Genomic DNA, 12,367 nt, shown 5'->3' with positions numbered 1-12,367 from the left:
TCTGGGACGAGTCGAAACCGTTGAGCACCCGCACTGAAGGTCTGCGACCTGGCAATATGCCGGTCGTGGTGCCCGCATGGGCCTTGGCGCCGGAGGCGCGGGTAGTCTCGGAACATGTCGGGGAGAGGGATGGAGCGATGACGGCTGTGCCGGTCGTGATCGGGATGCGAGCGCCGAGCGCCGCGGTCCTCGATGCCGCCGCGCCCGCGTCGCACGGACTCGTCGACACCCACGGTCGCGTGCACCGCGACCTGCGCATCTCGCTGACCGACCGCTGCTCGCTGCGCTGCACCTACTGCATGCCCGAGCAGGGCAACGAATGGCTCGCGCGCACCAGCATCCTCTCGACCGACGAGATCGTCGAGGTCGCCCAGGTCGCCGCGTCGCTCGGCATCCGCACCTTCCGGCTCACTGGTGGTGAACCGCTGCTGCGCGCCGACATCGTCGACGTGGTGCGACGTGTCTCGGCGATCGAGGGTGACGAGGGCCCGGTCGAGGTCGCGATGACGACGAACGGCATCACTCTCGCGAAGCACCTGCCCGACCTGATCGACGCCGGCCTCACGCGGCTGAACATCAGCATCGACACGGTCGATCGACAGCGCTTCGCCGACCTCACGCGGCGGGATCGCATCGACGATGTGTTCGAGGGCATCGCGGCTGCGGCGGCGTCCGAGCTCCGCCCGCTCAAGCTCAACACGGTCGCCATGCGCGGTGTGAACGACGACGAGCTGCCCGATTTGGTCGCCTTCGCGATGGAGGTCGGCGCGCAGCTGCGGTTCATCGAGCAGATGCCGCTCGACGCCGGGCACACGTGGGATCGCGCCTCGATGGTCACGCGCGAGGAGATCCTCGAGAAGCTCAGCGCGCGGTGGAGCCTCGAGCCGGTTCCCGGTCGCGGCGGTGCACCGGCCGAGAAGTGGCGCATCGACGGCGGGCCGCACGAGGTCGGAGTCATCGCCTCGGTCACCGCCCCTTTCTGCGGCGCGTGCGACCGACTGCGCCTGACCGCCGACGGGCAGCTGCGCAACTGCCTCTTCTCGAACGCAGAGTACGACCTGATCGGTGTGCTGCGCGGCGATGAGGCGCCCGATGCGGGCCAGCGCGCCGAGGGGATCGGCGCCATGCTGCGCTCCTGCGTGCACGGCAAGCTGCCAGGGCACGCGATCAACGACCCGTCGTTCCTGCAGCCCGCCCGTGGCATGAACGCCATCGGCGGCTGAGCGCGGTCAACGCCCGTCATTCTCGCTGGAACGCTGTCGTGACGTCGGAGTGGCTGTTACCGTGAGCGCGTGAGCAGCCCGTCACCCGAGTCCCACGATGGCCGCCCCGATCCGGTGCCGGCCGGCGTGAGGTCGCACGCATCCGCCCGCGCGACGGGTGTCGTCATCATCGCCATGAGCATCGCGGTCTGGTGGCCGGCCTTCACGCTGGGCGCATGGGGGACCTTCTTCTTCGATCAGCTGCTCACCGTGTGGGCGGCGTCGGTCGGCGCGCTGATCGTCGTGCTGTTCCAACCCCGGGGGCGGCCGCGGGTGCTCAAGGCGCTCGCCCTGCTGGTGCCGTCGCTGTGGTTGGTGCTGTCGTTCGTGCCCCTCGATTCCGACGACGTGCTGTCGATCGTGATCGATCTTCTGGCGATCTTCGTGGCGCTGCTGAGCGTGCCCGCCACGATCTGGGTGCTCGCCCGAGTCATGTGGCCCGAGTTCGGCGAGGACATCAGCAGGGGTCGGCGATTCCTCGTCGTGATCGCTGTCGTCGTGGTCGGTGTGGCCTCGTTCGCACTCGGTGCGAACCAGGAGCACTTCCTGACCTGCGGAGACTTCACCGTCAGCGGCAACTCCGAACCGCAGGGGTGCGTTCCGGGGCCGCCCAGCTGATGCGTCGTGAGGTCAGCCGAGGAACTCGCGCGCGGCCGACGACAGTGCGGTGACGCCGACCTCGATGGTCGGGTGGATCACCGGTGCGAAGAACGGCGAGTGGTTCGTGGGGATGTCCTTGTCGAGCGTCCCCGCGGCGGCTGATGCCGCGAAGGTCGCCGCATCGACCCCGCCCCAGAACCAGAAGACGAGCGGCACTCCGGTGTCGCGCGCGAACCACGAGACGTCTTCACTGCCGGTGAACATGCCGGGGTCGATCACCGACGCCTCGCCCAATGCGCGCTGCAGCGCCGACGTGACGCGTGCCGTGGCATCCGCATCGTTGATCGTGGGCGGCAGGGTGTGGTCGGTGCGTATCTCGGGCTCGCGCTCGGCGCCGGATGCCGCAGCCTCGGCCCGCACGATGCGCTCGACGCTCGCGAGCACCTTGTCGCGCATCTCGTCGTTCGGGTAGCGCAGGCTGAGTTCGAGCTTCGCCTCGGCGGGGATGATGTTGTTCTTGAGGCCCGCGTGGATCGACCCCACCGTCACGACGGCGACGTCGCGCGGGTCGACCTCGCGGGAGGCGATGGTCTGCAGGCGCATGACGGTCGCCGCGGCCATGACCACGGGGTCGATCGTCGAGTGCGGACGTGAGCCGTGGCCGCCGCGTCCGTGCAGGGTGACGGTCAGGCCGTCGGATGCCGCCATCTGCGTGCCGGGGCGCACTCCGATCGTGCCGGCGGGAAGAGGGGTGACGTGCTGTCCGAGCACGATGTCGGGGTGCGGCACGAGGTCGCGAAGTCCGTCGTCGAGCATCGCACGGGATCCGGCGCCGTACTCCTCGGCGGGCTGGATGAGCACGACCACGGTGCCCGACCAGTCAGCCTTCTCGGCGACGAGCTTCTCGACCGCGCCGATCATCGCGGTGACGTGCATGTCGTGTCCGCAGGCGTGCATGACGGGCACCGTGTTGCCTGCGGGGTCGATGCCGGTCGCCGTGCTCGCGTAGGCGAGTCCGGTCTCCTCGCCGACGGGCAGCGCGTCCATGTCGGCACGCACCCACACGACCGGGCCGTCGCCGTTGCGCAGAATGCCGACGACTCCCGTGACGCCGATGCCCTCGTGCACCTCGAGCCCGAGATCCCGCAGGTGGCCGGCGGCGATGCCGGCGGTGCGCGTCTCCTGGAACGAGAGCTCAGGGTGCTGGTGCAGGTCGATGTAGAGCGCTTCGAGGTCGATCGTCATGGCCCCGAGCCTAGTCGTGGCGGTACGACTCCAGCGTGGGTCCGGGGTGCAGCACGCCGTTCACGATGGCGCGGATCGCGAACTCGCTCGCCTCGCCCAGGTCGAAGACGTCGCGGTGCAGCAGCCATTGCAGCTGCAGGCCGTCCATCACGGCGAGGATGCCGGCGGCAGCGGTAGCGACCGTCTCGGGCTCGGCCACACCCTCCTGCGCGCACAGCAGGTGGAACGCCTCGGTCACCTCGCGGCGCAGCGTCGTGTAGCGCTCTTCGAAGTACTCGCGACCGGGGTGGTTGTCGGTCACGGATTCGGAGGACAGGACCGTGTACGCCTGCACGATGCCGGGGCGCCGTTCGTTGGCGATCGCCGTGCGCACCAGGTGCAGGAAGAGCTCGGGGCCACCGGGGATGTGCTTCTCGGCGAGCTCGGCCACGTCGGCCTGATCGCGGTAGGCGAGCACCTCGAGCAGCAGCTTCTGCTTCGAGCCGAAGTGGTGCAGCACGCCCGCGTGGGTGATGCCGACCTGCTCGGCGACATCGGCGAGGGTGCCGTTGGTCGAGCCCTTGTTGCCGAAGATCTCGACGGCGGCCTTGAGGATCTGCTCCCGCTTCTCACGCGTGGCAGGCCGGACGGACGTGTGGGCGACAGCATCCTTCGACATGGTCCATCCTCTTCTGCACCGAATCCTGCACTGGATCGTACTTGCCAACTCTACTTACCAACGAGTAACCTCGCACCAGCTTACTTTCTCGCCAGTAAGCAAAGACAGGTCGGATGCCCGAGCACCGACAGCACCACAGCACAACGACCCGTGCCCAAGGAGAAGCAATGAAGCTCAGAAAGTCCCTGATCGCTGTCGCAGCGATCTCCGCCCTCAGCATCTCGGCCCTCGCCGGCTGCGCCGCCGGCGGATCGAACGACAGCGGCTCCGGAGACGGTGCCGCCCTGACGATCGCGAAGCCCGACGGCGCGATCACCACCGAGTCGAACAACCCGTACGTCGGCGACTCGTCGGCCTCGAAGTACGGCTACGGCAAGGTCATCTTCGAGACGCTGGGCCTCGTGAACCAGACCGGCGACCGCGAGGTCACGCCCTGGCTCGCCGAGAGCATCGAGTGGAACGACGACTTCACCGCGGTCACGGTCGTGCCCCGCAAGGACGTCACCTGGAGCGACGGCGAGCCGTTCACCGCCGACGACATCGTCTTCACCTACGAGCTCGTCTCGACGCCGGAGCTCGACACCGCCGGCCTCAAGTTCGAGGGCGCGACCGTCGAGGGCGACGCCGTCACGCTCACCTTCGGCGAGTCGAAGTACGTCAACCAGGCTCGCGTGCTGCACGTGCCCATCGTGCCGAAGCACATCTGGGAGAAGTTCGACGAGCCCGCGACCGACCCGGTCAAGGGCGACGACCTGGTCGGCACCGGCCCGTACGCGCTGTCGAACTGGTCGACCGAGTCGGTCACGCTCGAGGCCCGCGACGACTACTGGGGCGGCGACCTCGCCGTTCCCGAGCTGCACTACGTCTCGTACGGCGACAACACGGCTCTCACCACCGCGCTCGCGCAGGGCGAAGCCGACTGGGCGCAGGCGTTCATCCCGCAGATCCAGGAGCAGTTCCTCGACGCCGACCCCGAGCACAACAAGTTCTTCGTGGCTCCGACCACCGGGTCAGCGACCCTGTTCATGAACCTGCAGCAGAAGCCGTTCGACGACGTGGCGTTCCGCAAGGCGCTCGCCTGGGTGATCGACCGCGACGCCTACGTCGACATCGCCCGTGAGGGTGCCAGCGAGCCGGTGTGGTCCGTCACCGGTCTGTCCTCGATCCTCGAAGACGAGATCCAGCCCGAGTTCGAGGGCCAGGACTACTCGGTCGACGCCGAGAAGGCGCGCGGGATCCTCGAAGAGGCCGGCTACACCTGGAAGGACGACGCGCTCGTCGACCCCGAAGGCACGCCCGTCTCGTTCACCCTCTCCGTCCCCTCCGGATGGAGCGACTGGAACACGGCGCAGGAGCTCATCGCCGAGGACATCACCGAGGCGATCGGCGCCGAGGTCAAGATCGACATGCCCGACTGGGGCGGCTGGGCCGGACCCCGCGACGAGGGCACGTTCTCGGCCATCATCCACTGGCTCGAGGACAGCGGCACGGCCTACGGCCTCTACACCTCGACGATGGACCCGCGCTGGATCTCGCCCGAGGGCATCGCAGGATTCAACTTCGGACGCTTCGAAGACCCGGCCGCCACCGAGGCGCTGAACACCTACGCGAACGCGTCGTCCGACGAGGAGCGCACCGCGGCGATCACCACTCTCGAGCAGATCTTCGTCGACCAGGTCCCGGCGATCCCGCTCGGAGCGCACCCGCTGCTCGGCGAGTACAACACCCGCAACTACGTGGGGTGGCCGTCCGAGGACGACCCCTACGCCTCGGGTGACCCGACGCAGCAGAACATCGTGATGATCCTCACGAAGCTGAAGCCGGCCGAGTAATCAGTTCCGGCGGCGCGTTTCGTCTCGTCGCTCCGCTCCGCTCCTCGCTCAACGACCGGCATCTCCCGGTCGTTGAGCGAGCGGAGCGAGACGAAACGCGCGCCTCCCGACCGACGAAGGACCCCTCATGTCAGAACCCCTCCTCAGCGTGCGCGACTTCTCGGTCGTGTACGACGTCGATCCGCCCGTCGAGGCGGTGAAGAACGTGACGCTCGAACTGCAGCGAGGCGAGATCCTCGGCCTCGCGGGAGAGAGCGGATGCGGCAAGACCACGCTCGCCTACGGGGTGCAGCGCCTGCTGCGTGCCCCCGCGGTGATCGCCGGCGGCAGCGTGACGTTCCACGATGCATCCGGCGTGGACGTCGACATCAACGCCCTCGACGTCGACGCGATGCAGAAGTTCCGCTGGGACAAGGTGTCGATGGTGTTCCAGGGGGCGATGAACGCGCTCAACCCCGTCGCCACGATCGGGTCGCAGCTCGAGGACGTCTTCGAGATCCACCGCCCCGACATGACGCGTCGGCAGCGCCGTGCAGAGGCCGAGGAGCTGCTCGAGATCGTCAAGGTGGGGCGTCAGCGCACCCGCTCGTTCCCGCACGAGCTCTCCGGAGGCATGCGCCAGCGCGTCATGATCGCCATGGCCCTCGCCCTCCGGCCGCAGCTGATGGTCATGGACGAGCCGACCACCGCGCTCGACGTGCTGGTGCAGCGAGAGATCCTCAAGCAGATCTCACAGCTGCGACACGAGTTCGGCTTCTCGGTGATCTTCATCACGCACGACCTCCCCCTGCTGCTCGAGATCAGCGACCGCATCGCGATCATGCGCGAGGGAGAGATCGTCGAGCTCGCGCCCGCCGAGCAGATCTGGACGAATCCGCAGAACGACTACACGAAGACGCTGCTGTCGTCGTTCCCCCGTCTCACCGGTGCGCGAGGAGTGCTGACCCGATGACCACTCTCGAGTTCTCGCACGTCACCAAGACCTACAACGTCCGCGGAGCCGGTCAGCTCAAAGCGCTCGACGACGTCAGCTTCACCCTGACCTCCGGGCAGACCATCGGACTGGTCGGCCAGTCGGGCAGCGGCAAGTCCACGATCGCGAAGATCCTCACTCAGCTCGAGACGCCGACGACCGGAGAGGTGCGCCTCGACGGCAAGCCCATCCCTCGGCGCGGCAAGGGGCTTCGTCGATACCGCCAGCAGTTGCGCATGGTGTTCCAGGATCCGTTCGCGTCGCTCAACCCCTACCACTCGATCAGGTACCACATCGAACGCCCGATCCGCCTCGACGAGGTCGTGCCGAAGAAAGAGACCGAGGCCGAGGTGCGCCGACTGCTCGAGCGCGTGCGGCTCGACGCGGATGCCGTGATCGACCGCCGCCCGCATGAGCTCTCCGGTGGCCAGCGTCAGCGCGTGGCGATCGCCCGCGCGCTCGCCTCGCGGCCCTCCCTTCTCGTGGCCGATGAGCCGGTGTCGATGCTCGACGTGTCGATCCGCCTCGGGGTGCTGAACCTGCTCGCCGACCTGCAGCGCGAAGAGGGTCTCGGCGTTCTGTACATCACCCACGACCTCGCCACCGCCCGCCACTTCAGCGACAAGATCATGGTGCTCAACCAGGGTCGGGTCGTCGAGTACGGCGATGCCGACGACGTCATCCTCAACCCTCAGGACCCCTACACGCGCGAACTGCGGGCGGCCTCTCCCGACCCCGACAAGCACTTCGCGACGGCCGGCTCGCACGGAGGTGCACAGTGACCACCGCATCCCCCGATCTGGGTCAGATCGATCAGGAGAGCCGCGACGCGCTCGAGGTCGGCACCACCGCGACCACTGCGCAGAAGGGCCGCACGCTCGTGCCGTGGCGGTTCTTCGCCGGGCGGGCGGGCTTCTACCTGTTCACCCTGTGGGCCGCCATCACGATCAACTTCTTCCTGCCCCGGTTCATGAAGGGCGACGCGGTCAGCTCGTACCTCGCCCGCAACCGCAACATCAGCCCCGAGGCGGCCGACTCGCTGCGGATCCTGCTCGGCATCGACACCGACAAGTCGATGTGGCAGCAGTACGTCGACTACTGGGCGATGCTGTTCCGCGGCGACCTCGGCATCTCGACGCTGCACGGCCTGCGACCGGTGTCGGAGGTGCTGGCATCCGCCCTCCCGTGGACGCTCGGCCTCGTCGGCCTCGCGACGATCATCTCGTTCGCGCTCGGCACGGTCGGCGGCGCGATCGTCGGCTGGAAGCGCGGCAGCAGGCTCGACGCGCTCATCCCGATCACGACGTTCTTCAACACCATCCCGTACTTCTGGCTCGGGCTCATCGCGATCGCGATCTTCTCGTCGACCCTCAAGTGGTTCCCGTCGTCGCACGCCTACGACAAGGGTCAATCGCCCGAGTGGAGCTTCGACTTCATCGGTCAGGTGATCGTGCACGGCACCCTGCCGGCGGTCACGATCATCATCGCGTCGCTCGGCGGCTGGATGCTGGGCATGCGCAACATGATGCTCACGGTGCTCGACGAGGACTACATCACCGTCGCGCAGGCCAAGGGCATGCCGAACAGACGGGTGCTGTGGGCGTATGCCGCCCGCAATGCTGTACTGCCGCAGATCCAGAGCTTCGCGCTGTCGATCGGCTTCATCGTCGGCGGCACGATCGTCATGGAGATGGTCTTCAGCTACCCGGGCGTCGGCAAACTGCTGCTCGACGCCACCAACGCGAAGGACTTCGCCCTGATGCAGGGGGTGTTCCTGGTGATCACGCTGTCGGTGCTGGTCGCCAACATCCTGGCGGACATCGTCTACGCGTACCTCGACCCGCGCACGCGCCAGACGGAGGCCTGACATGAGCGTTCCCACCTCGACCGACACCACCGCACCCGACGGCAGCACCATCCCCACCGGGATGCCGGAGACCGCGACGTTCCGCACCGCCGACGGCGAGCAGCCGACCCGCAAGACCTTCTGGTCGCAGCTGGTGCAGGCGTTCGCGATGTTCCGCAACCCGAAGTCGATCGCCGGCCTGATCATCCTCGGGGTGTTCGTGCTGATCGCGATCTTCGCGCCGCTGCTCGCACCCTACGGAGCCACGCAGAAGGACCGCACGGCGCTCCGTCAGCCGCCGTCCTTCGACCACTGGCTCGGCACCACGCACATGGGGGAGGACGTGCTGAGCCAGCTCATCTTCGGCACCCGCGGCGTCGTCGTGGTCGGCTTCCTCTCGGCGATCATCGCGACGATCATCGCGATCACGATCGGCGTCATCGCCGGCTATGTCCGCGGGTGGAAGAGCGAATCGCTGTCGGCGCTCACGAACGTGTTCCTCGTGATCCCCGGCATCCCGCTGATCATCATCGTGGCCTCGCAGTTCGAGAACCCGCCGCTGATCGTGATCGCCGCGGTGCTGGGGCTGACGGGCTGGGCCTGGGGCGCGCGCGTGCTGCGGGCGCAGACCATGTCGCTGCGCAACCGCGACTTCATCCAGGCCGCCCGCGCCAACGGCGAACCGCTGCACCGCATCATCACGGTCGAGATGCTGCCGAACCTCATGGCGCTGATCGCGTCGAGCTTCGTCGGCACCGTCACCGCGGCGATCCTCGGTCTCACGACCCTCGCCTTCATCGGCGTGATCCCGGTGAGCAACCTCAACTGGGGCACGATCCTGTTCTGGGCGCAGCAGAACGGCGCGTTCCCGCGGCTGTGGTGGTGGTATGTGCCCGCGGGTCTCTGCATCGCGATCATCGGCGTCGCCCTGTCGCTCATCAACTTCGGCATCGACGAGTACGTGAACCCGAGGCTGCGGTCGGCGGGTGAGCGTGCCCGCGCGATGAAGAAGAAGGGACTCAACGTGAACGACCCGGTGACGGCGGTGCGCAGCGTGCCGACGACCGACTCGGGTACCGTGCAGAGCGCGGCGACAGCGACGACGACCCATACGAAGACCGATACGAAGACACAGAACGCCGAGTGATGACCTCTCAGACCCTGACCGAATCCCTGCCGTACCTCGACCCCGAACTGCCGATCGCGGCGCGCGTCGCCGACCTCCTCGATCGCATGACGGTCGAGGAGAAGATCGGGCAGATGCTGCAGCTCGACGCCCGCGACGACCTCGACGACCATGTGCTCGGCAAGCACGTCGGGTCGATCCTGCACACCTCGCCCGAGCGCATCCTCCGCGCGAACGAGCTGACTTCCCAGACGCGGTTGCGCATCCCGCTGCTCGTCGGCGAGGACTGCATCCACGGCCACTCGTTCTGGCCCGGTGCGACCATCTACCCGACCCAGCTCGGCATGGCAGCGACCTGGGACGCCGAGCTCGTCGAGAAGGTGGCCAGAGCCACCGCTGTCGAGGTCGCGGCGACCGGCATCCACTGGACCTTCTCGCCCGTGCTGTGCATCGCGCGTGACCTGCGCTGGGGCCGCATCGACGAGACGTTCGGTGAAGACCCGTTCCTGATCGGCGAACTGGCCTCGGCGATGGTGCGCGGCTACCAGGGTGAGGGACTCGACGACCCGACCGCCATCCTCGCCACGGCCAAGCATTTCGCCGGCTACTCCGAGACGCAGGGCGGGCGTGACGCGAGCGAGGCCGACATCTCGCGGCGCAAGCTGCGCAGCTGGTTCCTGCCGCCGTTCGAGCGCGTGGCCCGCGAGGGATGCCGCACGTTCATGCTCGGCTACCAGACCACCGACGGCGTGCCGATCACGGTCAACGACTGGCTGCTCAGCGACGTGCTGCGCGGTGAGTGGGGCTACACCGGCACGCTCATCACCGACTGGGACAACGTCGGGCGCATGGTGTGGGAGCAGCACGTGCAGCCCGACTACGCGCACGCCTCAGCTGCTGCGGTGACCGCCGGCAACGACATGGTCATGAACACCCCGGGCTTCTTCGAGGGCGCACTCGAGGCGGTGTCGAACGGACTCCTGGCAGAGGATGCCTTCGATGACGCCGTCACGCGCATCCTGACTCTGAAGTTCGAACTCGGACTGTTCGAGAACCCCCGCCTGCCGCAGGACGAGCTGGATGCCGTGGTCGGCAGCGCCGAGCACGCCGAGCTCAACCTCGAGACGGCTCGCCGCTCGATCGTGCTGCTCGAGAACGACGGTGTGCTGCCGCTCGACGCCACGGCGCCCCTGAAGGTCGCGGTGGTGGGTCCGCTCGCCGACGACGCCCAGACGCAGCTCGGTGACTGGGCGGGGGGCTCCGGTCAGGCCGGCTGGCTCGACGGACAGCCGCGCGAGATGATCACGACCGTGCTCGACGGCCTCGCGGGCGTCGACGGATGGTCGGTCACGCACGCCCGCGGCGCCGAGATCCTCACGCTCGAGGACGACCCTCGCGGCTCGAAGTTCCCCGACGGGCAGCCTCGGCCCTCCGTCGTCGTGCCGGCGCCCGCTGACGATGTGCTCATCGCCGACGCGGTGGCGGCTGCTGCGGCATCCGATGTCGTCGTCGCCGTGGTCGGAGACCGCATCGAGCTCGTCGGCGAAGGGCGATCGACCGCGACCCTCGAGCTGATCGGTGGACAGAACGCCCTGGTCGACGCGCTGATCGCGACGGGCAAGCCCGTGGTGATCGTGCTGCTCGCCTCCAAGCCGCTGGTGCTCCCGGCATCCGCCTCGCAGGCCGCCGCCGTCATCTGGGCTGCCAACCCCGGCATGCAGGGTGGCCGTGCGCTCGCCGAGATCATCTCGGGTGCCGTCGAGCCGTCAGGGCGCCTGCCGATCTCTTTCGCCCGCCACGTCGGTCAGCAGCCGACCTACTACAACCAGATCCGCGGACAGCACGGCGACCGCTATGCCGACCTCACCCAGTCTCCGGCCTGGGTGTTCGGCGAAGGGCTGTCGTACTCGACAGTCGCCTACGGCGACCTCGCGCTCGCGTCCGATCGGCTCGACCACGACGACACCATCGTCGCCGAGGTGACGGTCACGAACACCGGTTCGAGGCCGGCGCGCGAGACCGTGCAGGTCTATGTGCGCGACTCCGTGACGAGTGTCAGCTGGGCGGACAAGGAGCTCAAGACCTATCGCCAGGTCGACGTCGCACCGGGGGAGTCCGTGCGCGTGCGCCTCGACCTGCCCGTCGCCGACTGTTCGATCGTGGATGCCGCCGGCATCCGCCTCGTGGAGTCGGGTGAGTTCGAGCTGCTCGTGGGCTCGAGCTCGCGAGACGAGGCGCTGCTGAGCGCCGCCTTCACGGTGTCCTGAACCGGCCTCTGAATCGTCGCCGTGACGAGGGCGCTCAGGCGTCCTCGTCACGCAGACGCTGCGGTCCTGCGCCCTGGCTGCCGAGAGCGTCGTCGGGGTTGAGCAGGCCGCACGCCTTCATCGACAGGCACCCGCAGCCTATGCATCCGGTGAGTTCGCGCTCGAGACGCTCGATCCCCTCGCGGCGTTTCTCGAGCTCGCGCTTCCAGCGTCTCGACGCGCGCTGCCAGTCGGCGTGGCTCGGGGTCTGGGTCAGGGGCACGTCGGCGAACGCGTGCTGCACGTCGGAGAGCGGGATGCCGAGGCGCTTCGCCACGGTGATGAGCGAGACCCGCCGCAGCATGTGACGCGCGTAACGGCGCTGATTTCCGGCGGTGCGGGTCGACGCGATGAGTCCGAGGCTCTCGTAGAAGTGCAGTGCCGAGGGTGCGACACCGGTGCGCCGGCTCATCTCGCCGATCGTCAGCGGTTCGTCGGGGCCGTGGACGGCCCGATCGGAATCTGTCTCTGCGGTCATCCCGACCTCCTCGATTTGACCTCAAGCGTACTTGAGGTCTT

Annotated in this window: 11 protein-coding genes; 8 read left to right on the top strand and 3 right to left on the bottom strand. The window is 68.1% G+C overall.

All coding sequences use genetic code 11. The annotated features are described in order from the left end of the window. Positions 1–137 precede the first annotated feature (137 nt). Positions 138–1,223: a GTP 3',8-cyclase MoaA gene (gene moaA, locus ACQ4LY_RS03215; protein ID WP_431074543.1), complete on the top strand. Its 1,086-nt coding sequence runs from the start codon at positions 138–140 to the stop codon at positions 1,221–1,223. A 69-nt stretch (positions 1,224–1,292) separates the two neighbouring features. Then, the gene (locus ACQ4LY_RS03210; RefSeq protein WP_431074542.1) at positions 1,293–1,880 is read left to right on the top strand and encodes a hypothetical protein; all 588 of its coding nucleotides are present in this window, start codon (positions 1,293–1,295) and stop codon (positions 1,878–1,880) included. A gap of 12 nt (positions 1,881–1,892) precedes the next feature. Here the strand turns inward: ACQ4LY_RS03210 and ACQ4LY_RS03205 are convergent, their stop codons facing one another. After that, entirely contained in the window at positions 1,893–3,107 is a 1,215-nt protein-coding gene (locus ACQ4LY_RS03205; RefSeq protein WP_431074541.1) for an amidohydrolase, read from the bottom strand. Between the two features lie 10 nt (positions 3,108–3,117). Further along, positions 3,118–3,765 (bottom strand): TetR/AcrR family transcriptional regulator, encoded by a 648-nt coding sequence (locus tag ACQ4LY_RS03200; protein WP_431074540.1) that lies wholly within the window; start codon positions 3,763–3,765, stop codon positions 3,118–3,120. Between the two features lie 167 nt (positions 3,766–3,932). Here ACQ4LY_RS03200 and ACQ4LY_RS03195 point away from each other — a divergent pair, with 167 nt between their 5' ends. The 6 genes from ACQ4LY_RS03195 (at position 3,933) to ACQ4LY_RS03170 (ending at position 11,809) form a co-directional block, all read left to right on the top strand. Beyond that, positions 3,933–5,597 carry an ABC transporter substrate-binding protein gene (locus ACQ4LY_RS03195; protein ID WP_431074539.1) on the top strand — a complete coding sequence of 555 codons (1,665 nt, stop codon included), beginning with the start codon at positions 3,933–3,935 and terminating at the stop codon, positions 5,595–5,597. A 127-nt stretch (positions 5,598–5,724) separates the two neighbouring features. Then, positions 5,725–6,549, top strand: coding sequence for an ABC transporter ATP-binding protein (locus tag ACQ4LY_RS03190; protein ID WP_056510494.1), 825 nt, complete (start codon positions 5,725–5,727; stop codon positions 6,547–6,549). Continuing rightward, positions 6,546–7,352 (top strand): ABC transporter ATP-binding protein, encoded by an 807-nt coding sequence (locus ACQ4LY_RS03185; RefSeq protein WP_431074538.1) that lies wholly within the window; start codon positions 6,546–6,548, stop codon positions 7,350–7,352. The genes ACQ4LY_RS03190 and ACQ4LY_RS03185 overlap by 4 nt, the downstream gene beginning before the upstream one ends. Beyond that, on the top strand, positions 7,349–8,437 hold the full coding sequence (locus ACQ4LY_RS03180) for an ABC transporter permease (RefSeq protein ID WP_431074537.1): 1,089 nt from the start codon (positions 7,349–7,351) through the stop codon (positions 8,435–8,437). Before ACQ4LY_RS03185 ends, ACQ4LY_RS03180 begins: the two co-directional genes overlap by 4 nt. Position 8,438: 1 nt before the next feature. Further along, positions 8,439–9,563, top strand: coding sequence for an ABC transporter permease (locus ACQ4LY_RS03175; protein WP_431074536.1), 1,125 nt, complete (start codon positions 8,439–8,441; stop codon positions 9,561–9,563). Then, on the top strand, positions 9,563–11,809 hold the full coding sequence (locus ACQ4LY_RS03170) for a glycoside hydrolase family 3 N-terminal domain-containing protein (RefSeq protein ID WP_431074535.1): 2,247 nt from the start codon (positions 9,563–9,565) through the stop codon (positions 11,807–11,809). The genes ACQ4LY_RS03175 and ACQ4LY_RS03170 overlap by 1 nt, the downstream gene beginning before the upstream one ends. Before the next feature lie 34 nt (positions 11,810–11,843). Here the strand turns inward: ACQ4LY_RS03170 and soxR are convergent, their stop codons facing one another. Beyond that, complete coding sequence (soxR, locus tag ACQ4LY_RS03165) at positions 11,844–12,326, bottom strand: redox-sensitive transcriptional activator SoxR (protein WP_056310216.1); 483 nt, start codon at positions 12,324–12,326, stop codon at positions 11,844–11,846. Positions 12,327–12,367 lie beyond the last annotated feature (41 nt).

The organism is Microbacterium phyllosphaerae, assembly GCF_050628115.1.
GTDB lineage: Bacteria > Actinomycetota > Actinomycetes > Actinomycetales > Microbacteriaceae > Microbacterium > Microbacterium phyllosphaerae_A.
The sequence above is the reverse complement of the archived record's forward strand: the minus strand, read 5'-3'. Positions and strand labels throughout refer to the sequence as shown.